Genomic DNA, 24,716 nt, shown 5'->3' on the forward strand with positions numbered 1-24,716 from the left:
GTCGGTTCAGACCCCGCCGCGGCGGCGAAGGAGCAGGCGCGCCATGCCTCTACCGTAGACCCGAACCCCCGTTGCGCGGCAAGCCGCCACCCGCACGGTCGAACCCGGCCCCGAGCCCCGGCTCGCAACGAAGTGATCACAACCAGCGGCGTTTGCCCTCGTTGGAAGGGTGGTGAGGGTGCGGCGGTGCGACCATGACGCCGTCCGTGACGAAGGGGTTTGTGATGGCGGCAACCGTGGGTTCGACCGTGCGGCAGGGTATGGGGATCATCGCGACGATCGTGCGGATCGTGGGTCTGGTGATCGTGGCCATCCTGGTGGCGCACATCGTGCTGACCCTGCTCGACGCCAATCCGGCGAACTTCCTCACCGAGTTCGTGGCCTCCTGGGCGGCCCAGCTGAACCTCGGGCTCGGTGACCTGTTCACCCCGGCCCAGCCGAAGATGGCCGTCACGCTGAACTACGGGGTCGCGGCGATCCTGTGGCTGATCATCACCACCGTGGTGGTGCGCCTCCTGCGCCGGGTCTGAGGCCCCGCACCGCACGGCGTGCGTCTACCGGGCCCCGACCCGGCCGCGCGCCGGCTGCGCGAGGGTCTCGGGCGGCCCGCCGCCGGCGGGGTCCCGCTCCAGCCGGACCCGCCACGTCCCGCAGTGGCAGCGCTGGTAGCGCACGACGCCGTCGGAGGTGCGGTGTCGTGAGGTCGTCTCCCACTCGTGGTCCAGGGGTGTGCTCACGACGACGACGTTGCTGTAATGGGTCAGTGCACATCAACCCTTACGGACGTGATCCGGTGCTCCTCGCCGCCGACCTGGTGAACGCGCCGCCGTCGTCGACCGGGGAGCTCGTCGCGCGCTGCCTCGCCGCCGGGGTGACGCGCGACTGGGACCCGGTCGGCGCCGACCTGCCGACGGTGCTCGACTTCCTGCGCCGGTGGGAGGGGGTCGTCGACGCCGAGCCGGGCCCGGAGCGGGCACGGCTGCTCAACGTCCTGCTCGCCGAGTCGACCGGGCCACCACGCCTCACCGACCACGACGGCCACTGGCACCTGCACCACCGCGACGACGGTCTGGGCCTGGCCGGTGTGCTGCGCGCCCTGCTCGCGACCGGCACCGCCACCCATCTGGCGACCCGGGGGATGGACCGGCTCGGCCGGTGCGCCGCCGAGGGCTGCACCCGCGCCTACGCCGATGTCTCCCGCAACGGCAGGCAGCGCTACTGCAGCGCACGCTGCGGCAACACCGACGCGGTCCGGCGGCACCGCGGCAGGCAGCAGGCCGTCCGGGTCTGAGTCCCCGGTCCGGCGACGTGCGGCCCGCGCGCATACCCGAGCACGGGGTCCGTGGGCGAGCCCGTGTGGTCTGGGTCATCGGTGACCGTCCAGATCCTGAAAACGGACGGCGCTCGCCGGTACTGTTCCGTTCCGACCAGCGCCGCCGATGCGTCACCTGCGCATCCCGGCGGTCGAAGAGAGAGCACCCGACGGCTCCCACCGCGGAGCCAGGATTGGAGGTCGGCGTGGCCCTCGTCGTGCAGAAGTACGGCGGTTCGTCGGTCGAGAACGCGGAGCGGATCAAGAAGGTCGCCGAGCGCATCGTCCGTACCCGCAAGGAGGGCCACGATGTCGTCGTCGTCGTGTCCGCCATGGGGGACACCACCGACGAGCTGACCGATCTCGCCGAGCAGATCTCCCCGAAGCCCCCGCTGCGGGAGATGGACATGCTGCTCACCTCCGGTGAGCGGATCTCGAACGCACTCGTCGCGATGGCGATCCACGCCCTCGGCGCGGAGGCCCGGTCGTTCACCGGCTCGCAGGCGGGCATGCTCACCACCTCGAAGCACGGTGACGCCCGCATCACCGAGGTGAACCCGTGGCGCCTGCGTGAGGCCCTCGACGAGGGGCACATCGTGCTCGTCGCCGGCTTCCAGGGCATGAGCGCGGACTCCCGTGACATCACCACGCTGGGCCGCGGCGGCTCGGACACCACCGCCGTCGCGCTCGCGGCCGCGCTGAACGCCGACGTCTGCGAGATCTACTCCGACGTCGACGGCGTCTACACCGCCGACCCGCGGATCGTCTCCAGGGCGAGCCTGCTCGAGACGGTGACCTACGAGGAGATGCTCGAGCTCGCCGCGTCCGGCGCCAAGGTGCTGCACCTGCGCGCCGTCGAGTACGCCCGCCGCTACGGCGTCCCGCTGCGGGTGCGCAGTTCCTACAACGACAAGCCGGGCACCCTGGTCTCCGGCTCGATCGAGGAGATCCCGTTGGAGAATCCGATCATCACCGGCGTCGCCCACGACCGGTCCGAAGGCAAGATCACCGTCACCGGTGTGCCGGACACCCCCGGCATGGCCGCGAAGATCTTCCGCACGGTCGCCGACGCGGAGATCAACATCGACATGGTCCTGCAGAACATCTCCAACGTGTCGGACAAGAAGACCGACATCACCTTCTCGCTGCCCCGCACCGACGGTGACACCGCCGTCGCGGCGCTGGAGCGCGCCAAGGCCGAGATCGGGTTCGCCGAGCTGATCTACGACAACGACATCGGCAAGGTGTCCCTGGTCGGCGCGGGCATGCGCAACCACCCGGGCGTCACCGCGAAGTTCTGCGAGGCGCTCTCCGACGCCGGGATCAACATCGAGACCATGAACACCTCGGAGATCCGGATCTCGGTGATCTGCCGCTCCGACCAGCTCGACGACGCGGTGCAGGCGCTGCACGAGGCGTTCGAGCTCGGCGCCGAGGACGACGCGGTGGTCGCCGCCGGAACGGGTCGGTGAGCGGGATGGCGATGGACAAGCCCGTCCTCGCGCTCGTCGGCGCGACCGGTGCCGTCGGCACCACCATGATCGAGATCATCGACTCCCGGGAGTCGGTTCCGTGGGGCGAGATCCGCCTGATCGCCTCCGCGCGCAGCGCCGGCAAGGTGCTGACGGTCCGCGGCCAGGACATCACGGTCCTGGAGCTGAAGCCCGAGGTGTTCGACGGCGTCGACATCGCGATGTTCGACGTGCCGGACGAGGTCTCCGCCGAGTGGGCGCCGATCGCCGCCTCCCGCGGCGCGATCGCCGTCGACAACTCCGGCGCGTTCCGGATGGACCCCGAGGTCCCGCTCGTCGTCCCCGAGGTCAACCCGGAGAAGGTGACCGAGCGACCCAAGGGCATCATCGCCAACCCGAACTGCACGACGCTGTCGATGATGGCGGCGATGGGTGCGCTGCACCGCGAGTTCGGGCTCGAGGCGCTGGTCGTGTCGTCGTACCAGGCCGCGTCGGGTGCCGGTCAGCCCGGCATCGACCAGCTGCAGACCGAGCTGTCCGCGGTCGCCGGCAAGGACCTCGGCAAGGCCGCCGGCGACGTCGCGGCCGTCCTGACCGAGGCCGGGATCCCGGTCGGCGCCGACTCGCCGTTCCCGGCTCCGCTGGTGCTCAACGTCGTGCCGTGGGCGGGCTCCCTCAAGGACGACGGCTGGTCGTCGGAGGAGCTGAAGGTCCGCAACGAGTCCCGCAAGATCCTCGGGATCCCGGAGCTCAAGGTCTCCGCGACCTGCGTGCGCGTCCCGGTCGTCACCACGCACGCGCTGGCGATCCACGCGACCTTCTCCTCGGAGGTCTCGGTGGACGCCGCCCGCAAGGTGCTCGGCGCGCAGCCGACGATCGTCCTCAAGGACGACCCGGCCGCCGGCGAGTGGCCGACCCCGGCCGACGCCGTCGGCGGAGACCCGACCGTGGTGGGCCGGATCCGGCAGTCGCTGGACTTCCCGAACACCCTGGAGCTGTTCGTGTGCGGGGACAACCTGCGCAAGGGCGCCGCCCTGAACACCTACGAGGTGGCGGAGACGGTCGCCGCGGCCGGCTGACCTCCTCCGTACCTACGACGGCCGCCGTCCGGGTCTCCGGGGGGCGGCCGTCGTCGTGCGTCGAGCGCTGCGTTCGTCCTCACCGGGGTCGTCGGCATCGTCCAGCGCACGAGCCGTCATCGACGAGGTGGCCGGGACGCCCTCCTGACTCCGTCTGCCGCAGCAGGTAGGAGTGCAATTCGCTCACCCGGTGAGCGAGTTCGCACAGGGAACCCCTGTGGCGTAGCCGGTGGGCGAGCCGCGCACCCACGCCGCGTGCTCACAGTCCCTGAAAGGTGCCTACCCGAGCGCGGCCGCCGGCTGGGCGCCGGGCTTCAGGGCAGGTGCAGCGTCGAGACGACGGCGCGGTGGTCGGTGCCCGGCACCAGCCGCGTCCCGAACGACTCCGCACTGATCCCGCCGGTGTAGACGATGTGGTCGATCTGCGGCCCCAGCCACGCCGGGGCCCAGGTCGGCCAGGTCCCGGCCAGCCCGTTGCCGGTCTGTGACCCGGCGTCGCCGCAGCCCCGGATGGCGTCGCGGAACACCGAGTGGTCGAGGCTCGCGTTGAAGTCGCCGGCCACGATCGCCGGGCTCGTCCCGGAGCACCACTTCGCGACGGTCTCCAGGTCCGAGCGCCACTGCCCGACCGAGCGCGGCACCGGGGCGACGGAGTGGAACGCGACGAAGCGCAGGTTCCCCAGCCCGCCGCCGGTGATCTCGATGTAGTCGAAGCGGACGTCCTTGCCGATCCGGGTTCGGACGTCACCGAGCCGGTTCGACCAGGCCACGGTGTTGCCGGTGACGTCGCGGTCCCAACGGTCGACGCTGGACGCCGTCCGGTAGCCCAGCGGCTCCAGCAGCGGGGCGATCTCGCTCTCGTAGCGGCCGCCCGCCTCCGGGATCGAGACGACGTCGGGGTTCTCCGCGGCGACGAGCGCGGCGAGGGACTGCGTGTCGGCGTTGCCCTCGTAGACGTTGAGCGCCAGCACCTTCAGCGGGGTCCCGCCGGTGGGTACGGGGCCCGCCACGGTGCGGGGGAGCACCATCGCCGCGCCGACCAGCGCGACCAGCGCGAGGACGACCGGCACCGGCCAGAACCGGCGGGCGGCCAGGGTGATCAGCAGGCCGATCACGACCAGCACGCCGAGCGCGGCGACCATCAGCGGCCGGAACGCGATCACCTGCGCGAACGGCGAGTGGGCGTCGAGACCGACGAGGTCGGGCAGCGTCGCGAGCGCGGCGGCGGCGCCGAGGAACAGCGCGAACCCCCAGCGCACCCGGCCTCCCCGACGACGGGGCCGCCCACTCGGGATGGGCTGGGTCTCGGAGTCGGGGCGGGGCGGTGCGCTCACCCGGTCCAGTCTGCCCGAGGGGCACACCTGCCCGCCGCGTCCGGACGGTGCGCTGCGCCGATCGTCTGTGGACTCTCTCAGCGTCCGACTTGCACGACCGCTCGTCGACCGTCCACCCGTCGAGCTGCAGCTCAGGGCTCCCGCAGAGGGTCTCGGACGACCGTCCGGTGCATCTCGGCGGCAGCGGCGTCACCGAGATGCAGCCCAGCGGGCCCGGAAGATCCACAATTCCCGCTGAGGTGCATCTCGGTGACGCGGCCCCGACGCGGATCGCGTGGCACGGCACGGCACGGCGGGGCGGGGCGGGGTGCGGTGGTGGTGGTGGGCCGCGACCGGACGAGCAGGCCGCTCAGGCCCGGGTGCGCAGCAGCAGCGCCGCCACCACGGCGGCGACGACCGCGACCGACCCGCAGGCCAGCATCGCCACGCCGGGGGAGGCGGTGTCGACCAGCACCCCCGCCAGCGGCGTCGCGACGGCGATGCCGAGCGTCGTCGCGGAGCCCTGCAGGCCGGTGACCAGGCCACGCACCCGGTCCGGGGCGAGGTCGCCGATCGCGGCGCTGCCCGCCGCGAGCGTCGACGCGGTCGCCAGACCCGCCGGGAGCAGCAGGAAGAGCAGGCTCCACCACGACCAGGCCAGCGACGCCGGGAGCGTCGCCAGTCCGAGCGCGGCGAGCAGCAGCGGCAGCGGGAGGCCGCGGCGGGCGCTGCCGTAGAGGAACCCGCCGACCAGTGACGCCAGGCACCACGCGGCGTTGACCAGCGCGATCGCCCACGCCTGACCGGAGGAGGTGAGGGCGGAGATGAACGCGAACTCGGTGCCCATGATCGCGATCACCGCGGCGGTGACCGCCAGCAGCGCGCCGACCAGCGGCCGGGTCAGCCAGCTGCGCAGGGGAGGGCGGGGGCCGGTGCGGGCGGCCCCGTCGCCGTCGGTGCGGACCGGTGGGTCGAGCCGCCACAGCGCGATCCCGGCCAGGACGAACCCGGCCCCGATCACGCGCATCGTCGTCGCCGAGCCCAGCCACACCGTCAGCAGCGACCCGACGGCGGGCCCGGTCATGTAGGAGATCTCGACCGTCATCGAGTCCAGCGCGAACGCGGGGCGGCGTCGTCCGGCCGGGACGGCGGCCGCGATGACCTGCCGGACCAGGGAGAACACCGGGAGGGTCAGGATGCCGGCGACGAAGGCGGCGCCGAGCAGCCCGGCGTAGCCCAGCAGCGGCGCGACCGACCAGAACAGCAGGCCCGCGGTCATCGTCAGTGCCAGGACCGGACGCAGCCCGTGCCGGTCGACCACCGTGCCGAGCAGTGGCGCGCCGATCGCCATCCCGGTCGGGACCGCGGCGGCGACGAGCCCGGCGGCGCCGAAGCCGTGGCCGAGGGTGGTGACGGTGTGCAGGGTCAGGGTGACGCCGACGGCCGTCGCGGGGATGCGGGCGGCCATGCCGATCGCGGTGATCGCGCCGACCCCGGGCAGCCGCAGCACGTCGGCGAAGGCACCCAGACCGGCGCGGGGCGCGGTGGCTGCGGCGTCGGGCACGACCCCATCCTGACCCGCGCCCCGTCGTCGTCGCGCACCGGTTCCGGGTTTCGTCCGGGACCGCACGGGAAGTCCCCGGGGGAACGGACACCGCCGACCGCGACGCGGCCGCGCAGCCGCGGGAGCGTCCCGGTCGGCCCGGCGGGGCAGCACCCGCCCCACCCACCACGCGCACGAGGAGGCTCGGCCGTGACCACGCCGCACCAGCCCAAGCCCACCACCACGGACTCCGGCAGCCCGGTCGCCAGCGACGAGCACTCGCTGACGATCGGCCCCGACGGCCCGCTGCTGCTCAACGACCACTACCTCATCGAGCAGATGGCGAACTTCAACCGGGAACGCATCCCGGAGCGCCAGCCGCACGCGAAGGGCGGTGGGGCGTTCGCGCGGTTCGAGACCACCGAGGACGTCTCCCGGTACACGAAGGCCGCGTTCCTCCAGCCCGGCGTCGAGTCCCGAGGCGTGATCCGCTTCTCGACCGTCGCCGGCGAGCGCGGCAGCCCCGACACCTGGCGCGACCCGCGTGGCTTCTCGCTGAAGCTGTGGACGACCGAGGGCAACTGGGACATGGTCGGCAACAACACGCCGGTCTTCTTCGTCCGCGACCCCATGAAGTTCCAGCACTTCATCCGCAGCCAGAAGCGGCGCGTCGCGAACAACCTGCGTGACCACGACATGCAGTGGGACTTCTGGACGCTGTCGCCGGAGTCGGCGCACCAGGTCACCTGGCTCATGGGGGACCGGGGCATCCCGAAGACCTGGCGGCAGATGAACGGCTACTCCAGCCACACCTACAGCTGGATCAACGAGGCCGGCGAGATGGTCTGGGTGAAGTACCACTTCAAGTCCGACCAGGGGGTGGAGTGCCTGACCCAGGACGAGGCCGACACCCTCGCCGGGTCGGACCCCGACTACCACCAGGCCGACCTCTACCACGAGATCGAGGCGGGCAACCACCCGTCCTGGACGCTGTACGTGCAGGTCATGCCGTTCGCCGACGCCAAGACCTACCGGTACAACCCGTTCGACCTGACCAAGGTGTGGCCGCACAGCGACTACCCGCTGATCAAGGTCGGGACGCTGACGCTGGACCGGAACGTCGAGGACTACCACGCCGAGATGGAGCAGGCCGCGTTCGAGCCGAACAACCTGGTGCCCGGCACCGGCCTGTCGCCGGACAAGATGCTGCTCGCCCGCGGGTTCTCCTACGCCGACGCCCACCGCGCCCGGCTCGGCGTCAACTACAAGCAGATCCCGGTCAACGCGCCCCGCAGCGAGGTGAACAACTACCAGAAGGACGGCGCCATGCGGATCACGAACACCCGTGACCCGATCTACGCGCCGAACTCCTACGGCGGCCCGGCGGCCGACCCGAAGCGGGTCTCCGAGGCCCTCTGGTACGCCGACGGGGACATGGTCCGGTCCGCCTACTCCCTGCGCGAGTCCGACGACGACTGGGGCCAGGCCGGGATCATGGTCCGCGAGGTCTTCGACGACGCCGCCCGCGAGCGGTTCGTCGGCAACGTCGCCGGGCACCTGCTCGACGGCGTGACCGAGCCGGTCCTGCAGCGCGCCTTCGAGTACTGGCGCAACGTCGACAAGGACATCGGCGACCGGATCGAGCAGGCCGTCCGCAACGGCGGCTGACCGCTCAGCACGGCGACGGCCCCGGGGGACACCCCGGGGCCGTCGTGCGTCCTAGGCTCGGCACGTGGAGATCTGGCACAACCCGCGCTGCTCGAAGAGCCGCGCCGCCCTCGCGCTGCTGACCGACCGCGGCGTCGAACCGACGGTGCGGCGCTACCTCGACGACCCGCCGACCCGCGCCGAGCTGGAGCGGGCCCTGGCCGCGCTCGGCACCGAGGACCCGCTCGCGATCACCCGCACCGGCGAGCCCGCGTTCCGCGAGCAGGGCCTCGCCGGTTCCGACCGGGACACCCTGCTCGACGCCCTGGCCGCCGAGCCGAAGCTGATCGAGCGGCCCGTGGTGATCGCCGGCGACCGGGCCGTCGTCGGCCGGCCGCCGGAGAACGTGCTGGGCCTGCTCGGCGACTAGCCCAGCGCCCGCCGCACGAAGTCGACCTCGGTCGCGATCAGGTCCATCTGGTCGGCCACCACCAGCGAGCCGTGCCCGGCGTCGAACCGGCTGACCTCGTAGGTCACGTCCCCGCGCGCCGCCAGTGCGTCCAGGTAGTTGTCGATCTGCCGGATCGGGCAGCGCGGGTCGTTCTCCCCGGCCAGCACCAGGACCGGTACGCGGACCTCGTCGACGTAGGTCAGCGGCGAGGCCTCCCGGTAGAGGTCGGGCAGTTCGTCGGGGGAGCCGCCGAACAGCGCCCGGTCGAACGCGCGCAGCTGCTCCATCTCGTCGGTATAGGCGGCGACGTAGTCGGCCACCGGCACCCCGGCGACGGCCGCGGCCCACCGCTGCGGCTGCGTCCCGGCCGCGAGCAGCGACAGGTACCCACCCCAGGACCAGCCGTCGACGGCGCAGCGGGCCGGGTCGACGGTGCCGTCGGCGACCAGCGCGTCCTGGACGGCGGCGACGTCGGTCAGCTCGGTCAGGCCCGGCCGGCCCTCGATCGCGTCACGCCAGGCCGAGCCGTAGCCGGTGGAGCCGCGGTAGTTGACCTCGACGACGGTGAACCCGGCCTCGACCCAGGTCGCGCGGCCGGCGTCGAACCGGTCCTCGTCGGCGGCGTGCGGGCCGCCGTGCAGCACGAACACCGCGGGCGCCGGGCGGCCGTCTGCGCGCGGCGCCTCGGCGACCAGGCTGTGCACCTGCCCGGCCGGGACCTCGGTCCACACGTCGCGGACGGCGACCGAGCCGGGCGGGCGCTCGCCGGGCGGGGCGACCAGGACCTCGTCGGTGCCGTCCGGGCGCAGCGCCCGGATCTGCGACGGGGTGGCCGCCGACGACGCGGAGTACTCGACGGTGCCGTCGTCGCGGACCTCGGCGGACCCGACGCAGCCGGGCGCGGTGGGCAGCTCGGTCAGCTCGCCGGAGGCCAGGACGTGGCGGAACAGCCGGGTGCGGGCGGCGTGGGTGTGTGCGACGAGCAGCGCCGACGCGTCCGGCACGAACCCGCCGACCAGCTCGCCGGGCAGGTCGATCGCGAGCTCGGTGACCTCGCCGGTCGTCGGGTCCCAGACCAGCAGCTCGTCGCGGCCGCGGCGCTCGTGGCCGACGAGCAGCCGCTGGTCGCCCGCGACGGGGGAGAACTCCAGCGCGGCGAGACCACGTCCGGGCCCGTCGTGCAGCTCGGCGACGGTGTCCCCGGTGGCGACGTCGAGCACCCGCAGCGACGGGTGGCGGGAGTCGCCGTGCTCGGAGTGCGAGATCGCGAGCAGCGTCTCGTCCTCGGACAGCGCGCCGACGCCGGCGTCCTCGGTGTGCCGGTAGATCTCGCGGGCATCGGTGCCGGAACCGCGCTCGTGCACCGACAGGACGGTGCCGTCGTCGGTGGAGACGCCGATCGCGGTGATCCGGCGGCCGATCTCCAGGCCGGCCGGGTAGCCGTCGCCGGCGCCGGGGACGGCGGGCACGGTGTCGGCGCCCGCACCGGAGGACCACGGCTGGGCGACCCAGCGGCCGAACTCGTCGCCGTCGGTGTCGGCGAACCACCAGACGTGCCCGCCGTCCGGCGGCAGCACGGCCGAGGTGGTGCCGTTGCGCCGGTCGGTGACCTGGCGGTGCTCCCCGGAGTCACGGTCCCAGGCGTGGATCTCGACGGTGCCGGTCGCGTTGGAGACGTAGACCGAGCGGGCCGGTGCGTCGCGGGCCCAGCCGGGGCGCGACATGCGTGCCGTGGTGAACCGGGACCGCCAGCGCGGCTCGCGCTCGTCGTCGAAGAGCGTCGGGGGAACGGGGGCGCTGGGGTGCGGGCTCACGACCCGATCGTGCCGAACGCCACGAACGGGTGCACCGGGCGGGGTCGTCGGCCGCGCATCCGGCAGCATGGAGGCATGCGGAGACCGGCCCGGCTGCTGCTCGCCGGGATGCTCGTCCTCTCCCCGGCCGCCGCGGGCTGCGGTGCGACCGGATCGACGGCGGGCGCCGCCGCTGCCGGGCCGACCGTCGCCGCGTCCGCGGACTCCCACGGGCTGACCCCGGTCCGCTTCGACCACTCCGCGACACGGCCCGCGCCCGCGGTCCCGACCGTGCGGGTGAAACGCGGGACGACGGTGGTGCTCACCGTCGGCAGCGACGTCGCGCGCCGGGTGCTGGTCCCGGAGCAGGGCCGCGCCGTCGATGTCAGCGCCGGGGGCACGGTCACGCTGCGCTTCCTCGCGCTCGGGACGTTCACCGTGCGGGTGGCCGAGCCCGGCGCGGTCCGCGGCGGGACGATCATCGGCCGGGTCGAGCCCTGGCACTGACCCGCCGGGGGATCAGGCGAAGGCGTCGGCCCGGTCGGCGATGGCGCGCAGGCCCTCGGCGATGTCCACACCGGACGGAGCGGTGTCGGGGTCGAGCATCCACTGGACCATGAGCCCGGTGAGCAGCGCCTGGTAGACGGAGCCGAGCACGTGCACGCGGCGGTCCGCGGCGGCCGGGTCGTCGGGCAGCGTGTGGAAGGTCAGGGCCAGGCCCTCACGGACCTCCCGCTGGGCCTCGGCGAGCTTCGCGCGCAGCTCGGGCAGCCGGTCGGCCTGGGCGAGCGCCTCGACGTGGGTGGCCCACAGGCGTCGCTGGGTGGAGAACAGTCCGACCACCCGGCTCCAGGTCTCCTCGACCCGGCGCTGCGGGTCGGTGGTCCCGCCCGCGGGCTCGGCGAGCGCCCGGTCGAGCTCCTCGCCCCAGGCCGTCGTCGCCCGCAGCAGGGCCTCGGTGAGCAGGGCGTCCTTGGACCCGAAGTGGTAGCCGATGGAGGCCAGGTTCGTCCCGGACGCGGCCACCACGTCCCGTGCGGTCGTGCGGCCGAACCCCTTCTCGTAGAGGCACTGCGCGGCCCCGTCCAGAAGCTCCTCGCGGTGTCCCATGATCGCGGAACCTATCGGGTCGTCACGGACGTCCGTACACCGGCCGTTCACCCGGTCCGCCACTGTCGTGCCTCGCCTGCGTGAGGCCCGTCACGGCGGGTAGGGACTGTCGTGACGGTGCCCCCGACGACGTGGGCTCGGGAGGACGAGGAGTCACCGTGAGCCGCGGCCGGACGATGCTCGACCGTGCCGCGGACGGCCGGGCGGCACGGCGTCGGCCTGCTGTCGACCGGCGACACCCCCGGCCGGACGGGTTCGACGCCCTGGCCCACCACCGGAGCGTCGTCGAGGAGCGGGGCCGGGCGGCCGACGGGCTCCGGCGCGACGGCTACCGGCCGCCGCGCCGCGGACGCCCCGCGCCCGCGACCCACAGGGTCAGCAGCACCGCACCGGTCGGCGCGGAGAACACCAGGAACCACCACGGACTCATGTCGGTCAGCAACGCCAGCACCGAGGTCCCGGCGGCGGCCGCGGCGGTGATGCACAGCCAGACGACCGTCAGGACCCGCATCGCGACGCCTCCGGCCGTCGCGGAGAACACCGCGCCGTCACGCCGGGCCGGGGCCGAGGCGGCGGGCAGGTCCCGGGTCACCCGGCCCAGGTCGCCCCGGGTGCGCATCCGCCAGACCTCGGTCAGGCGCTCGTCGTACTCGGCGAGGTCGAGGTAGCCCTCGGCATGGGCGGCACGCAGCCGGTCGGCGACGGTCTGGCGTTCGGCGTCGGAGATACGGATCTGCTCGGGTCCCACCACCTCGTCCACCTCCTCGATGATGCCGTCTGCGCCCGGTCCGTGCCACGATCGACCGTATGGCGACGCGGGTGGTCCCGACTCGGGCGCGGTTCGCGGCCGCCGTCGTCGGCGCGCAGCCCGGCACCCGCGTGCTGGAGGCGGGCTGCGGACCGGGGGCGGTGGCGTCGCTGGTCTGCCCCCGGCTCGACCCGGTCGCGGGCGGCGGGATGCTCGCGGTGGACCGCTCGGCCGTCGCCGTCGCGCGGACCGCCGGACGGTGCGCGGCCTTCGTCGACTCCGGCGTGCTCGCCGTCGTGCGGTCCGATCTGGCCGGGCTGGGGATCGAGAACGGCCCGGTCGACGTCGCGCTCACGGTGAACGTGAACCTGTTCTGGACCCGCGACCCCGGACCCGAGCTGGCCGTGCTGCGCGCGCTGCTCGCCCCGGGAGGGGTGGTGCACGTGCTCTACGAGGGCGCTCCGCCCGCGGCCGTCGCGGCGGGCCTGCGCCGGCACGGCTGGGACACGGTCCCGGTGTCCGGCGACGGCGGCGCCGGGGTGACGGCCCGGCCGGCCTGACCGGAACCGGCTCCGCGACGGTGGTCCCGGGCCGGGTGGCGGTCATGGAAGGTCCTCTCGACGTGGCCCTCCATCGAACAGGCCGCGACGCCCGCGTCGACCCCGTCGGGCACCGGGACCAGGCGGTCCTCCGGGACGACGACGAGGGCGCGGCCGTCCCCGCCCGGCTCGTCGCGCGGGGGACGACCGCGCCGCGCCGAGTCGGACACCGGTCTTTCGTGATCCACTGTCACCCGGGTCCGGGCTTCCTCCCGCCGGGCCCGCCGAGGGAGGAGCATGGTGAGCGTGTCGTCCGGCCGCACGGAACCCGGGGCCACGGACGACCTCCGGTCCGACGGCCGCAGTACGCGTTGGGACGCGCATCGTGCGCGCCGTCGGGAGCAGGTGGTCGACGCGGCGCTGGCAGTGCTGGGCCGTGACGGGCAGGACTTCGGCCTGGACCAGGTGGCGCACGAGGCAGGCGTGACCAAGCCGGTGATCTACCGGCACTTCGGGGACCGGGCCGCGCTGCTCGACGCGATGGCCGAACGGGCGACCGACCGCCTGATGGAACGGCTCATGCCCGCCATCTACCGGGAGAGCGCGGCGTGGACGCGGATCCACGACTCGATCGACGCGGTCATGGGTTTCCTCGACGACTCACCGGGCGTCGACCTGCTGTTCCGCCGCCGCCTCCCCGGCCAGCGGGGTGAGGTCGTCGACGCGGGCCGGGAGTTCATCGCGTCCGCGTTGACCGGCCTGCTCGGGTCCTACACCGCGATGCTCGACGTCCACCAGCCGGATCTGGTCCGGGTGTGGTCGCAGTCGATGGTCGGTGCGGTGCAGGCGACCGTCGAGTGGTGGCTGCGCGGCCGGACGACCGGGGACGCGCCGGGTCGCGACGTCGTCACCCTCCATCTGACCGACCTGATCTGGGCGCAGATCGAGGGCGTGGCCCGGCGGCAGGGGTTGACTCTGAGTCCCGAATCACTACTCCCCGTGAGGACCGAGCCGAAATAGGCGTTACTTCGCGTATAGGCTACCGTCGCGAGCCGGTCGCCCCGGCAGGTCTCGGACCCTCGTGGCGACCGCCGGATGTATCTGCGCACGGGCCCCGTCGTCGGGGAACTCCGGGCGCGCAGTCGTGCGGAGGGGGAGCCATGTCCGAGGGGGCCAACGGCGGAGGTCGGCCGGGTCCGACACCGGTGCCGGTCGACGACCTTGCGCCGGGTGGGCCGCGGGCGAAGGCCCAGGGCTGTCTGTGCTCGGTGCTCGCGAACGCGGCGTTCCGGGCCGGGGCCGAGAGCAGGCCCTGCATCGATCCCCGCTGCCCGATGCACGCCGACCCGTCCGAGGACTGATCCCGCCACGGTGGGGCGCTCCGGCGCTCCGCCCTTCCGGGCAGGGCGGGGTTCACCTCGGGGGATGTGTCCCCGCCCTGCCGCCTCCCATCCGCAGGAGACGATCGTGTTCGACCTGGAGCGCGTGACCGCCGAGCTGCACCGCGAGCTCGGCGCGGTCCGTGAGGAGCGCCCCGGTGTCCGGCATGCCGGGCTCGTCACCCAGCTGCGCCTGGCGGGGGAGGTCGGCGTCCGCGACGGCAGGACGACGATCCACGCCGAGTTCGACGCCCCGGCCCCCGCGCTGCGCATGCGCTCCGAGCTCGGGGCGCTGCACGGTCGCGGCGGGCTGCGGGCCGAGGTCGTGACCGGCGGCGGGGCGACCCTGCGCTACCAGGTGCGGGTCACGGCGCCGGGAACCGACCTGGCCCGGGCGACGGGTCTGGTCGACCGGACCGGACGGCCGGTGCTCGGGCTGCCACCCGCCGTCGTCGCGGCGGGGCCCGCCGTGGCCGCCGGGGTGTGGCGTGGGGCGCTGATCGCCCGGGGCCGGGTCGTGCGGCCGGCCGGGCGGGTCCGGCTGGTCGTCACCTGCCCGGGCCCGGCCGTCGTGCTGGCCCTGGTCGGGGCGGCCCGCGGACTCGGGGTGCTGGCCGCGCCGCAGGAGACGGTGAGCGAGCACCGCGTCGTCGTGCGCGACCCGGAGAGCGCCGAGGCCCTGCTGCGCAGCGTCGGCGCCCCGGGCGTGGCCGAGGTGCTGAGCCGGGTGCCGGTCGCCCCGCGGGGCGCGACGACCGCGGACGGATCGCTGCAGACGGTGAACGCCCGCCGGGCCGCGACGGCCGCCGCCGCGACGACCGAGCGGGTCCGGGTGGCGCTGCGGGCGCTCGGCGACGACGTCGCCCCCCATCTGCGGGAGACGGCGCTGCTGCGGCTGGAGCACCCGTCGCTGTCGCTGGCCGAGCTCGGCCGTCTCGCCGACCCGCCGTTGACGAAGGACACCGTCGCCGGGCGGCTGCGCAGGCTGGTCCGGCTCTCCGGCGTCGCCGGACCCGACGACGACTGAACCCCGCCGCCACGATCCGCCCCTCCGGCGTACTCGGGGTACGGTGTGGACTCAAGCATTCGCCGCCTTAATTCGTCGAAATCGGGAGGTTGCTTCTCCATGCCTCGGTCCGACTCAGCCACCAAGAATCCGGAAAAGGGATACGTCGCACTTCTCGGGTGGAGTCTCAACGCGGTGGAGGCGATCGACCGCTTCGACCGCCGGTACGTCGTCGTCGCCCCGGACTGGGCCGAGGAATACTGCAGGGAACACGAGATCCCGTACGTCCCGTGGAACTTCGAGCGACTGAACGACCGCTCGATGGAGATCGCGGAGACCTTGCAGGAGATGGGCGTCGACGTCGCCATCCCACTGTTCGAGGAAACCGTGGAATGGGCCGGCGCGATCAATTCCGTGCTGCTCGACAACCCGCGGCTGTTCGGGCAGGCGATGCTGCTCCGGGACAAGGCGCTGATGAAGCGTCGCGCACAGCTCGGCGGAATCCGGGTGGGCATCTTCGAGGAGGCCCACGACCGTGACGACATCGTCCGCTTCCTCAAGCGCGTCAACCAGACCCTGCTGAAGCTCGACGGCGACCCGAACGACCCGATCCACATCAAGGCGTTCGACAAGGCGGGCTGCCTCGGGCACCGCGTGGTGCGCACCTACGAGGACATCGACAACATCCCGGACGAGGAGTTCCCGCTCCTGATGGAGTCCCACCTGGACGGGTGGGAGTTCGCCGTCGAGGCGTGGGTGCACAACGGGAAGATCAAGTTCCTCAACATCTCCGAGTACGTCACCCTCGGTTACTCGGTGTTCGTGCCGGCGACCCCGGAGCTGGAGAAGTACCGGCCCGCGATCACCGCGCAGATCGAGAAGCTGATCAAGACCTTCGACATCGAGTTCGGCTTCGTCCACCCGGAGTACTTCGTCACCTCCGACGGCGAGATGTACTTCGGCGAGGTCGCCTACCGGCCGCCGGGCTTCAAGGTCTTCGAGCTGCTCGAGCGCTCCTACGGCTTCAACGCCTACCAGGGCCTCGTGCTGGCGTTCGACCCGAAGACCACCGAGGAGGAGATCGACGCCTTCTTCCCGAAGGAGGTCGAGGGCGCCTCCGGCGTGGCCGGCTGCTTCGGGGTCTACCCGCGCCGCCGCGTCGTCAGCAGCCTGCGGATCCCCGAGGAGACCGAGGACGACGACTACTACGAGTCGCACGACCTCACGTCGCCGGTCGAGGAGACGGTGACGAAGAGGACCGCGTTCGGCACGCACTGGGGTCTGCTCTACTTCTTCGGGGACGACCCCTACCGGATGCGCGATCTGTTGAAGAAGCAGGAAGAACTCGACTTCTACGTCTGAGGGCGGGTACCCGCCCACGGCCGTGGAGACCGAACGAGGGAAGCCGTGTGAAACCGACCGTCGACGTCGCGAGTGGGACCTCGGTGCTGGACAGGCGCCTGGTCTCGCTCGACGACGCCACCCGGGACCTGGCCCGGACCCCGGACTTCGGTAAGACGACGAAGATCCGCAGGGTTCTGGAGCAGCTCCGCCGCGTCCTGCTGCAGGACGGGGGCCCCGCCGCCGTGCAGGCCCGCGCCCGGGACCTGGAGGAGGCCGGCGTGTTCGCCGGCACCGACTGGGCCCACCCGGACATCCTGGTCCCGGCGTTCGTCGGGGCGGGGCTGCACAGCGGCGTCGCCGACACGGTGGTCATGGAGGCGACCAGCGAGCTGCGGATGCTCGCGGTCGCCCTCGGTGAGTACGACCACCCCGTGGTCTCGGCCGAGGAGGCCCGCCAGTTCCTGTCCCAGGTGCTGGCGATGAACCTCGAGCTGCTGTTCACGCCGCCGACCGAGGCGGAGCGGGTCCACGAGGGCCGGACGGCCCAGATGATCCGCGACCTGTTCCGCCACATCGCCGAGGGCATCGGCTACGACAGCGTCCTCGACAAGCTGGTCGACGAGATCTGGCGGATCCTGCGCCAGCGCCCGATCCAGGTCGACCAGGTGTCGTCGCTGATCACCCGGCTGTCGGTGTGGCGGGGCGACCCGAGCGTCGACCTGTCCTCCGGGCAGGGACTCGACCGGCTGATCACCGCGCTGTTCGGGACCACCGAGGCGAGCCGCGAGGACCCGGGCATCGACGTCTTCCGTTCCCGGCTGGAGGCGATGGACACCGGCGGCCTGCAGTACGAGGCAGCGGGGTTCGCCCGGGCCATGCACGACACCGGGCTCGTGTCGCCGTACCACGCGGAGCTGCTGCAGTTCCTGCGGCACGAGAGCGACTACCTGCTCGCCGAGGCGCTCGGACTGTCCGACACCGGCAAGAACTGCCTGCTGCGCTTCCGGGACCTGGTGCACCGGCTGATCGAGGAGGCCGTCACCCCGCAGACCGCGCAGTGCATCTACGGCCTGGCGCTGCTGCTCGACCGCGGCATCCTCTACGAGCCGCCGGTCGTGCCCGGGCTGTGGCGCCAGATCGCGCTGGAGATCGGCCCGGCCGCCCGGCAGCGACTGGTCGCCGCGTTCGGTGAGCAGCCCCAGCCCGAGGTGCGGCTGCTGGCCGGTGTGCTGTCGATGCTGGGCCAGCCGCTCGGCGTCGGGCAGGGCGACAACCCCACCTGCCAGTCCGCGCGCGCCCTGTCGATGTGGGCCTACAACGACCCGGACTACCTCATGCAGATGGTCGTGTGGGCGGCCCGCGACGACGAGATCGTCATGCACTTCGAGGGACAGCGGATCTCGTCGAAGGAGAGCGGGGCCGGGGTCGCGGAGAAGCTGCCGATCGACCTCGACCCGGTGTCGCTGGTCGTCGTCCCGCACCTGGACCGGATCTACGCCGAGATGGGCCGTCGCTGCTCCGACCGGCCCGGGGACCCGCACCGCTGGGTCAACCCGGAGTTCCACGGCTGGTGGGCGGCCCGCGGCTTCCACATCAACGTCGACGTCGGGACCGGCAACCTCACCGACCTCGACGCGTTCCTGCGCCAGTTCCACGCCGGCTACCACCCCGGGTACAACGGCGGCCAGCCGCTGATCCACCCGCAGCCCGCGGGCATCGCGGTCACCGACAGCGCCGCCCGCTACGTCGGCTGGCACGCCATCACGATCCTGCGGGTCGCGCCGGACCCGAACGACGTGATGCGGGTGTACTTCTACAACCCGAACAACGACAGCGGGCAGGACTGGGGCGACGGCGTCGTCGTCTCGACGGCGGGCAACGGGGAACGCTTCGGCGAGGCGTCGCTGCCGTTCGACCAGTTCGCGTCGCGGCTCTACATCTTCCACGGCGACCCGCTGGAGCACGGGGAGCCCGAACGCGTGCCCGCGGAGGACATCGCCACGATCGTCGGCTACATCGAACGCAGCTGGGGCGCCGACCGGCTCCCCGCCGGTGCACTCCAGGCCTCCGACGGCCCGGCGGCCCCGACCGCCTGACCCCGGCCGTGGGGGAGCGACGCCGCCCGGTCGCGGCACCGACCGCGCTCGGCGCCGCCGGGTCGGTGCTGCTGACCGGCGGCGCCTGGGCGGTGGTGCTCCGCCCCGGGTCGACGGTGGCGCTGGGCGCCGCGGTGGCCGGGACGGGGCTGGTCGTCGTGGCCTGGCTGCTTCTGGTGCGCGCACCGGTCGTCCCGGCGCAGGCGGTGCGGGCGCTGCTCGCCTGGGCCACCCCGCTGCTCGTCGCACCGCCACTGTTCTCCCGCGACGTGTACAGCTACCTCGCCCAGGGGACGGTCGCGCTCGGCGGCGCCGACCCGCACCGGACCGGTCCGGCGGCCGGCCTGCCCGCCGGGTCGCCGGTCCTCGCGCGGGTCGACGGCTACTGGCGGGGGACGCCGTCGCCGTACGGACCGGTGACCGACCTGTGGCAGAAGGCGGTCGCCGCCGTCGCCGGGGACGGGGTGGTCGCCGGGGTGGCGGCGTACCGGCTGCTCGCCGTCGCCGCGGCGGCGGGGATCGGCTGGGCGGTGGTGCGCCTGGCCCGTGCCCACGGGATCCCGCCGGGCACGGCGCTGGCGTGGGGGGTCGCGAACCCGCTGGTCCTCTGGCACGTCGTCGGCGGGATGCACAACGACGGGCCGATGCTCGCGCTGCTGCTCGCGGGCCTCGCCGTGGGGCTGCGCGGGCCGCGGGCGGCGCTCGCCGCCGGCACGGTGCTCGTCGCGCTGGGGGCGTTGGTGAAGGCCCCCGCTGCGGCCGGGCTCGTGGTCCTGGCGGTCGCCGCGGCCCGGTCCGCGCCCGGCCGCACCCACCGGTGGGGGGCGGTCGCGCTGGTCGCGGGGGTGTCCGCTGCGGCCGCGCTCGCGGTGTCTGCCGTCGACGCCGGCGGGGGGAGCTGGCTCGGCGCGGTGTCCGCGCCCGGGCAGCTGTTCAGCTGGATGGCGCCCACCAACTGGGCCGCGGCGCTCGCGGGCGTGCTCGGCGCCGACCCGACCACGGCGCTGACGGTGGCGCGGACCGCCGGGACCGCGCTCGCCGCGCTGCTCGTCGCCGGGGTGCTCGTGGCGCAGGCCCGCGGCCGGACCGGTGCGACGACGGCGCTCGGCCTGGCGCTCGGCGCCGTCGTCGTGCTCGGGCCGGTGCTGCACCCGTGGTACCTGCTGTGGGCCCTGACCCCGCTGGCCTGCGTGCCGGTCCCGCCGCGGCCGCGGACGGCGCTGACGGGCGTCGTGGCGGTGTCCGCGGTGCTGGTGCCGCCGCTCGCGGGGGACTACTCCGGGCGGCCGGCGCAGCTCGTCGCCGCCTACGCGGGCGCGCTGCTCGTCGTCGCCGCGGTGGTGGCGGTGGCCGCCCGGACCCGCGCGCGGGCCCGCGCCGCGGCCGGATCATGCTGACCGTGTGGTGAAGGCACTCGCGCTGCGGATCGCGGCGGTCGTCGTCGGCGGGGTGCTGCTGCACCTGGCGTTCCCGCCGCGCACGGTGTGGTGGACCGCGATCGTGGCGTTCGCGCTGCTCTGGTGGGCCCTGTCCGGGGTCCGGGTGCGCCGCGCCGCGCTGCTCGGGGCGGTGTTCGGGTTCGCCTTCTACCTGGCGCACCTGATGTGGATCCAGGAGTTCCTGGGCCGCGACTACGGGCCGTTCCCGTGGGTGGGGCTGTCGCTGGTGATGGCGGGGTTCCCGGCGCTCGGCGGCGCGCTCGTCGCCCTCGCCGCCCGGCTGCCCGCCGCACCGGTGTGGGGTGCGCTCGCGTTCGCCGCGCAGGAGTGGCTGCAGAGCCGGTTCCCGCTCAACGGTTTCCCCTGGGGGCGGGTCGCGTTCGGGCAGGTCGAGGGGCCGTTCCTGCCGCTGGCCGCGATCGGTGGGGCCCCGCTGGTGTCGGTCGCGGTGGTCGCGGCCGGGTTCTGCGCGGCGGCGTTCCTGCAGCGTCCCCGCCGGATCGTCGGCCTCGTCCCGGTCGCGGCGGTCGTGCTCGTCCTGCTCGCGGTGCCGACCCCGCCCGTCGACGCGCAGGACGGCACCCGCACCGTCGCGGTCGTGCAGGGCAACGCCCCCGACATCGGGCTCGGCCTGTTCACGGCCGGTCGGACCCTGCGCGCGAACAGCCTCGCCGAGACCTCGGTGCTGATCGACCGGGTCCGGTCCGGCGCGGTGCCGCGGCCCGACCTCGTCGTGTGGCCGGAGAGCTCGCTGTCGACCGACGGCGTCGACCCGGCGGTCGACCGGGTCGTCGACGCGCTCGGCGTGCCGTTCCTGGTCGGCACCAACTACGAGGCGAGCGCGACCGACACCGAGAACGCGGTGGCCGTCTGGAACCCGGTGACCGGGGTGGGGGAGCGCTACGCGAAGCAGGAGCTCGTGCCGTTCGGCGAACGCATCCCGCTGCGGGCGGTCACGCAGTACCTGACCCCGTTCGTCGCGCTGTCCGACTTCACCCCCGGTACGGCGCCCGCGGTGCTGCCCGTCGCGGGCACCCGGGTGGCGACGGCGATCTGCTACGAGACCGCCTACGACCACGTGCTGCGCGACGGCGTCGCCGACGGCGGTGCGCTGCTGGTCGTCCCGACGAACAACGCCTGGTACGGGCGGGGCGAGATGACCTGGCAGCACCTGGCGATGTCGCGGCTGCGGGCCGTCGAGCACGGGCGGGCCGCGGTCGTCGCGGCGCTGTCCGGGGCGAGCGCGGTGATCCGGCCCGACGGCTCCGTCGTCGCCGAGACCGCGCTGTACACCGCGGACACCCTGGTCGAGCAGGTGCCGCTGCGTACCGACCCGACCTTCGCGACCCGCTGGGGTGCCTGGTTCGAGCACGGTCTGGCGCTCGCCGGGCTGCTCGCGGCGGCGGCCGGGTACCTGCTGCGCCGCCGGGAGCTCAACCGGACGTCGACCGGCGCATGACCACCCGCGGGAACCCGCCGGACACCCCGGTGGTCTCCGCGGCGACGGTGAACCCGCCCGCCTCGAACAACGCGCGGGTGCCGACGTAGGCCATCGTCAGGTCGACCCGGGCGCCCCGGTTGTCCACCGGGTAGCCCTCGACCGCCGGTGCCCCCTGGTCCCGGGCGTACGCGACGGCGCCGGCGAGCAGGGCATGTGCGATGCCGCGGCCCCGGTGCCCGGCGCGGACCCGGAAGCACCACACCGACCAGACCGGGAGGTCGTCGACGTGCGGGATGGTGCGGGAGCGGGCGAACGGCAGCTCCGCGCGCGGGGCGACGGCGGCCCAGCCGACCGGCTCGCCGTCGTCGTCGTGGGCGACGACGCCGGGTGCGACCGCGCGGGTCGTCAGCTCCCGGACGTACTCGCCCCGGGCGCGGCCGGTCAGGGCGCGGTGCGTCGCCGCGGGCAGGCGGTGGGAGAGGCACCAGCAGACCGACGCGTCGGGGTCGCGCTTCGGGCCCAGCAGGGTCGCGAGGTCGTCGAACGAGGTGGCCGGACCGACGAGGAGGGGCACCGGCGCAGGCTAGTCCGGGAACGCCTCGGCGAGCATCCGGTGTCCGTGGGCCTCGAACGGCTCGTCGCCGACCTTCAGCGCCCAGGTCGCGGTGCCGACGGCCTCGGCGATCCACTCCCGGCGCCACGGGCCGGGCTCGCGCGGGTCGCCGCCGTAGCCGTCGTGGTGGGCGGTCTCCAGCGCCGGGTCCCACCGGAACTGGCGGGCCGCGAGGCGCACCAGGTCGGTGGGCGCCGGGCGCAGCGCCGCCCGGCCCAGGTCGATCACGGAGACGGTCCCGTCGTGCACCAGCCAGTTGCGCGGGTGCCAGTCACCGTGGGTGGGGACGAGCCGGGCCGCCGGGGTCGGCCAGCCGGTCACCTCCGCCCGCAGCCGCGCGAGCAGCCCGGGTGCGATGCGGTGCGGACGCCCGAGCCTGGTCAGGACGGTCTCGCGCAGCCGGGCGCCGTACCCCTCGTCGACGACGGCGGGCCGGTCGTGCAGCACTGCCAGCAGCTCCCCGGCCCCGCGGTAGGTCGACGGCTCGTGCTCGGCCGGCGTGTCCTGCACGAGGCCTCCGGGCAGGTAGCGGGTGACCAGCAGCTTCGCGTCGGCGTCGGCGTGGCGGAGCTCCGGCGCGCGACCCCGGGTGACGAGCGGGGCCAGCCACTCGCGGTGGGCACGCAGCTCGCGGGCGATGTGGGTGTCGGCGTCGTCGCCTGCCTTCACGACGAGGTCGGCACCGTCGTGGCGGACCTGCAGCACGGTGGTCCCGACCAGACCCCAGCCGTGGTCGGTGACGACCTCGTGCCCGGGCAGCCAGCCCTCGATCAGCGCGGCCTGGCGGGCGGACAGCGGCACGCCGCCACGGTAGCGGCCCCGGAGACGCCGATGGCGGCATCCCCGCGTGGGGGATGCCGCCATCGGACGGAGGAACAGGGCCCGGCACGTCGGCCGGGCGGGTGCGTCCTTAGCGGACGGTCACCGAGGAGGCCTGCGGGCCCTTGGCGCCCTGGGTGACCTCGTAGGACACGGCCTGGTTCTCCTGGAGCTCCTTGAAGCCCGAGCCGTCGATCGCCGAGTAGTGGACGAACACGTCGGCGCCGCCGTCCTCGGGGGCGATGAAGCCGAAGCCCTTCTCGGCGTTGAACCACTTCACGGTGCCGTTGGTCATGGTGACTCCTTGTCATGCAGCATTCGGACGGAACAACCACGTCGTGCGGCTGCCCGGGTCAGAGGAATTCCCAGACGGCAGCCAGCTTCAGCTACACCAAAGACAGCGAATCCGCCCGCATCATCATTCTGCGAGCGCGCTTGAGACACGAAACTCAGAACTACGGTGACCGAGGACGACGCTACCGCAGGGCGCGGTGTCGACCAAGCAATCGTTCACCCCGCGGTGCTCCGGCGGGCCGCCGCGAGGGTCACGACCTGCCGATCGTCATGCTGGGCGTGACTCTGATCACTCGGTGGTCGCCGCCCCGGCACGGTCGGTGCCGGGGCGACGACCCGTCATCGTGTGGTCAGGCGTCGGCCGCGGCCCGCTGGCGCACCGCGATGGGCGCCCCGGCGAGGTCCTCCTCGTTGCACAGCAGCTTGAGCTCGTAGTACGCCGCCTCGGACGCCTCGTTGTAGTCGAGGTGGATGGCGATCACGTCGACCGGCTCACCCAGCCAGGACTGGGTCTCGCGCAGCCATTGCGCGGCGCGCTCCAGCGCGGTCGGGAGGTCGTTGTCGCGGAACTGGACCGGGCGGAACGGTACGTCCTGGATCCCGTCGAGCTGGTGCGCCGGGCGGGGGAGGCCACCGGCCAGTCCCGCGTCGTCGAGATCGAGCGCTACCGGGTTCTCACTCATCCCGTCAGGATCGCGCATCACACCCCGTCGTCGCACCCCACCACGCCCGGCGGTTCGTCACGGCGCCGTACCCGGCTGCGGCCCTCGGCGAGCCGTCGTAGGTTCAGCAGCTGCCGCCGGGCCATCACCAGGTCGCCGACCGACACCAGCGGCGCGAGCGCGCGGGGGCCGCCCATGACGACCTTGAGCAGCAGGCGGGTCGTGTCCGGTCCCTGCGGCACGAGGACGTAGGACATGACCGCGCCCAGGATGCTGCCGGTGAGCTGCACACCGGGTCCGACCGAGAGGATCCGGCCGAGCCGCCGTCCGCCGGTCGCGGTGAAGGTGTCCCCGACCTGTGGTTCCGGGAGCTCCACGAGCTCCTGCGGGGACCGGCGGCCGAGGTTGTCGACCCAGTCGTAGGAGTACGGGGCGAGCCGGATCTGGGCGACCCACGGCCAGACCGCAGCGGCCGGCGCGGCGACGGAGACGCCCCGCCACGCCTGCAGCGCGGGGGACTGACGAGCTCGTCGCACGGGTAGGGACGGGCGGTCTCGGCGTCGCTCACGCCCCAGCGGTCACCGATCACGGGGTCCATCGTGCACCCGACGGCCGT

The 24,716-nt window shown here is 73.7% G+C and carries 26 protein-coding genes; 15 read left to right on the forward strand and 11 right to left on the reverse strand.

The genetic code is table 11. From position 1 onward, the window contains the following. Positions 1 to 194 precede the first annotated feature (194 nt). A complete protein-coding gene (locus tag WHI96_RS02530; protein WP_349302339.1) occupies positions 195 to 530 on the forward strand; it encodes a hypothetical protein in 336 nt (111 codons plus the stop codon). Between the two features lie 24 nt (positions 531 to 554). Here the strand turns inward: WHI96_RS02530 and WHI96_RS02535 are convergent, their stop codons facing one another. Beyond that, on the reverse strand, positions 555 to 737 hold the full coding sequence (locus WHI96_RS02535) for a hypothetical protein (RefSeq protein ID WP_345641111.1): 183 nt from the start codon (positions 735 to 737) through the stop codon (positions 555 to 557). Between the two features lie 56 nt (positions 738 to 793). On the opposite strand from WHI96_RS02535, the gene WHI96_RS02540 reads away from it, so the two are divergent. The 3 genes from WHI96_RS02540 (at position 794) to WHI96_RS02550 (ending at position 3,863) form a co-directional block, all read left to right on the forward strand. Beyond that, on the forward strand, positions 794 to 1,291 hold the full coding sequence (locus WHI96_RS02540; RefSeq protein WP_345641114.1) for a CGNR zinc finger domain-containing protein: 498 nt from the start codon (positions 794 to 796) through the stop codon (positions 1,289 to 1,291). A gap of 227 nt (positions 1,292 to 1,518) precedes the next feature. Beyond that, a complete protein-coding gene (locus tag WHI96_RS02545; RefSeq protein WP_345641117.1) occupies positions 1,519 to 2,784 on the forward strand; it encodes an aspartate kinase in 1,266 nt (421 codons plus the stop codon). 5 nt (positions 2,785 to 2,789) lie between these two features. Next, positions 2,790 to 3,863 (forward strand): aspartate-semialdehyde dehydrogenase, encoded by a 1,074-nt coding sequence (locus WHI96_RS02550; protein WP_345641120.1) that lies wholly within the window; start codon positions 2,790 to 2,792, stop codon positions 3,861 to 3,863. A gap of 314 nt (positions 3,864 to 4,177) precedes the next feature. Here the strand turns inward: WHI96_RS02550 and WHI96_RS02555 are convergent, their stop codons facing one another. Then, the gene (locus tag WHI96_RS02555; protein WP_345641123.1) at positions 4,178 to 5,122 is read right to left on the reverse strand and encodes an endonuclease/exonuclease/phosphatase family protein; all 945 of its coding nucleotides are present in this window, start codon (positions 5,120 to 5,122) and stop codon (positions 4,178 to 4,180) included. Between the two features lie 424 nt (positions 5,123 to 5,546). Next, the gene (locus tag WHI96_RS02560) at positions 5,547 to 6,740 is read right to left on the reverse strand and encodes an MFS transporter (RefSeq protein WP_345641126.1); all 1,194 of its coding nucleotides are present in this window, start codon (positions 6,738 to 6,740) and stop codon (positions 5,547 to 5,549) included. 189 nt (positions 6,741 to 6,929) lie between these two features. On the opposite strand from WHI96_RS02560, the gene WHI96_RS02565 reads away from it, so the two are divergent. Further along, positions 6,930 to 8,387, forward strand: a complete 1,458-nt coding sequence (locus WHI96_RS02565; RefSeq protein ID WP_345641129.1) for a catalase — start codon at positions 6,930 to 6,932, stop codon at positions 8,385 to 8,387. Positions 8,388 to 8,451: 64 nt separating this feature from the next. Next, positions 8,452 to 8,796, forward strand: a complete 345-nt coding sequence (gene arsC / locus WHI96_RS02570) for an arsenate reductase (glutaredoxin) (protein WP_345641132.1) — start codon at positions 8,452 to 8,454, stop codon at positions 8,794 to 8,796. On the opposite strand, the gene WHI96_RS02575 is transcribed toward arsC, so the two are convergent. Continuing rightward, a complete protein-coding gene (locus tag WHI96_RS02575) occupies positions 8,793 to 10,631 on the reverse strand; it encodes a prolyl oligopeptidase family serine peptidase (protein ID WP_345641135.1) in 1,839 nt (612 codons plus the stop codon). The two genes, arsC and WHI96_RS02575, sit on opposite strands and share 4 nt — an antisense overlap. Positions 10,632 to 10,706: 75 nt before the next feature. On the opposite strand from WHI96_RS02575, the gene WHI96_RS02580 reads away from it, so the two are divergent. Next, the gene (locus WHI96_RS02580) at positions 10,707 to 11,117 is read left to right on the forward strand and encodes a hypothetical protein (RefSeq protein WP_345641138.1); all 411 of its coding nucleotides are present in this window, start codon (positions 10,707 to 10,709) and stop codon (positions 11,115 to 11,117) included. Positions 11,118 to 11,129: 12 nt separating this feature from the next. Here WHI96_RS02580 and WHI96_RS02585 read toward each other — a convergent pair whose 3' ends face one another. Then, entirely contained in the window at positions 11,130 to 11,720 is a 591-nt protein-coding gene (locus tag WHI96_RS02585; RefSeq protein ID WP_345641141.1) for a TetR/AcrR family transcriptional regulator, read from the reverse strand. A 328-nt stretch (positions 11,721 to 12,048) separates the two neighbouring features. Further along, the gene (locus WHI96_RS02590; protein ID WP_345641144.1) at positions 12,049 to 12,480 is read right to left on the reverse strand and encodes a DUF1707 SHOCT-like domain-containing protein; all 432 of its coding nucleotides are present in this window, start codon (positions 12,478 to 12,480) and stop codon (positions 12,049 to 12,051) included. Positions 12,481 to 12,527: 47 nt separating this feature from the next. On the opposite strand from WHI96_RS02590, the gene WHI96_RS02595 reads away from it, so the two are divergent. The 8 genes from WHI96_RS02595 (at position 12,528) to lnt (ending at position 21,730) form a co-directional block, all read left to right on the forward strand. Beyond that, positions 12,528 to 13,028, forward strand: a complete 501-nt coding sequence (locus WHI96_RS02595) for a class I SAM-dependent methyltransferase (RefSeq protein ID WP_345641147.1) — start codon at positions 12,528 to 12,530, stop codon at positions 13,026 to 13,028. A 384-nt stretch (positions 13,029 to 13,412) separates the two neighbouring features. Next, positions 13,413 to 14,027 (forward strand): TetR family transcriptional regulator, encoded by a 615-nt coding sequence (locus tag WHI96_RS02600; RefSeq protein WP_345641150.1) that lies wholly within the window; start codon positions 13,413 to 13,415, stop codon positions 14,025 to 14,027. Positions 14,028 to 14,167: 140 nt separating this feature from the next. Further along, positions 14,168 to 14,368: a hypothetical protein gene (locus WHI96_RS02605; protein ID WP_345641153.1), complete on the forward strand. Its 201-nt coding sequence runs from the start codon at positions 14,168 to 14,170 to the stop codon at positions 14,366 to 14,368. A 106-nt stretch (positions 14,369 to 14,474) separates the two neighbouring features. Beyond that, entirely contained in the window at positions 14,475 to 15,413 is a 939-nt protein-coding gene (whiA, locus tag WHI96_RS02610) for a DNA-binding protein WhiA (protein ID WP_226354788.1), read from the forward strand. Positions 15,414 to 15,512: 99 nt separating this feature from the next. Then, positions 15,513 to 16,754 (forward strand): ATP-grasp domain-containing protein, encoded by a 1,242-nt coding sequence (locus tag WHI96_RS02615; protein WP_345641160.1) that lies wholly within the window; start codon positions 15,513 to 15,515, stop codon positions 16,752 to 16,754. Between the two features lie 47 nt (positions 16,755 to 16,801). Continuing rightward, complete coding sequence (locus tag WHI96_RS02620; RefSeq protein ID WP_345641163.1) at positions 16,802 to 18,832, forward strand: hypothetical protein; 2,031 nt, start codon at positions 16,802 to 16,804, stop codon at positions 18,830 to 18,832. 8 nt (positions 18,833 to 18,840) lie between these two features. Continuing rightward, complete coding sequence (gene mptB, locus WHI96_RS02625; RefSeq protein ID WP_345641166.1) at positions 18,841 to 20,229, forward strand: polyprenol phosphomannose-dependent alpha 1,6 mannosyltransferase MptB; 1,389 nt, start codon at positions 18,841 to 18,843, stop codon at positions 20,227 to 20,229. A gap of 4 nt (positions 20,230 to 20,233) precedes the next feature. Then, positions 20,234 to 21,730: an apolipoprotein N-acyltransferase gene (gene lnt, locus WHI96_RS02630; RefSeq protein WP_345641169.1), complete on the forward strand. Its 1,497-nt coding sequence runs from the start codon at positions 20,234 to 20,236 to the stop codon at positions 21,728 to 21,730. Here the strand turns inward: lnt and WHI96_RS02635 are convergent. The 5 genes from WHI96_RS02635 to WHI96_RS02655 form a co-directional block, all read right to left on the reverse strand. Continuing rightward, positions 21,705 to 22,286, reverse strand: coding sequence for a GNAT family N-acetyltransferase (locus WHI96_RS02635; RefSeq protein ID WP_345641171.1), 582 nt, complete (start codon positions 22,284 to 22,286; stop codon positions 21,705 to 21,707). The two genes, lnt and WHI96_RS02635, sit on opposite strands and share 26 nt — an antisense overlap. Before the next feature lie 9 nt (positions 22,287 to 22,295). Further along, on the reverse strand, positions 22,296 to 23,126 hold the full coding sequence (locus WHI96_RS02640; RefSeq protein WP_345641174.1) for a phosphotransferase: 831 nt from the start codon (positions 23,124 to 23,126) through the stop codon (positions 22,296 to 22,298). Positions 23,127 to 23,235: 109 nt separating this feature from the next. After that, entirely contained in the window at positions 23,236 to 23,439 is a 204-nt protein-coding gene (locus WHI96_RS02645; RefSeq protein ID WP_226353718.1) for a cold-shock protein, read from the reverse strand. 349 nt (positions 23,440 to 23,788) lie between these two features. Further along, positions 23,789 to 24,121 carry a hypothetical protein gene (locus WHI96_RS02650; protein WP_062399612.1) on the reverse strand — a complete coding sequence of 111 codons (333 nt, stop codon included), beginning with the start codon at positions 24,119 to 24,121 and terminating at the stop codon, positions 23,789 to 23,791. Between the two features lie 17 nt (positions 24,122 to 24,138). Next, the gene (locus tag WHI96_RS02655) at positions 24,139 to 24,636 is read right to left on the reverse strand and encodes a polyketide cyclase (RefSeq protein WP_345641180.1); all 498 of its coding nucleotides are present in this window, start codon (positions 24,634 to 24,636) and stop codon (positions 24,139 to 24,141) included. Positions 24,637 to 24,716: the final 80 nt, after the last annotated feature.

This window comes from Pseudonocardia tropica (genome assembly GCF_040105315.1).
Lineage (GTDB): Bacteria > Actinomycetota > Actinomycetes > Mycobacteriales > Pseudonocardiaceae > Pseudonocardia > Pseudonocardia alni.

Coding starts and splice junctions, on each gene's coding strand:
- WHI96_RS02530 (WP_349302339.1), top strand. CDS start 195: ATGACGCCGTCCGTGACGAAGGGGTTTGTGATGGCGGCAACCGTGGGT.
- WHI96_RS02550 (WP_345641120.1), top strand. CDS start 2,790: ATGGCGATGGACAAGCCCGTCCTCGCGCTCGTCGGCGCGACCGGTGCC.
- WHI96_RS02580 (WP_345641138.1), top strand. CDS start 10,707: ATGCGGAGACCGGCCCGGCTGCTGCTCGCCGGGATGCTCGTCCTCTCC.
- WHI96_RS02585 (WP_345641141.1), bottom strand. CDS start 11,720: ATGGGACACCGCGAGGAGCTTCTGGACGGGGCCGCGCAGTGCCTCTAC.
- WHI96_RS02595 (WP_345641147.1), top strand. CDS start 12,528: ATGGCGACGCGGGTGGTCCCGACTCGGGCGCGGTTCGCGGCCGCCGTC.
- WHI96_RS02605 (WP_345641153.1), top strand. CDS start 14,168: ATGTCCGAGGGGGCCAACGGCGGAGGTCGGCCGGGTCCGACACCGGTG.
- WHI96_RS02615 (WP_345641160.1), top strand. CDS start 15,513: ATGCCTCGGTCCGACTCAGCCACCAAGAATCCGGAAAAGGGATACGTC.
- WHI96_RS02645 (WP_226353718.1), bottom strand. CDS start 23,439: ATGACCAACGGCACCGTGAAGTGGTTCAACGCCGAGAAGGGCTTCGGC.
- WHI96_RS02650 (WP_062399612.1), bottom strand. CDS start 24,121: ATGAGTGAGAACCCGGTAGCGCTCGATCTCGACGACGCGGGACTGGCC.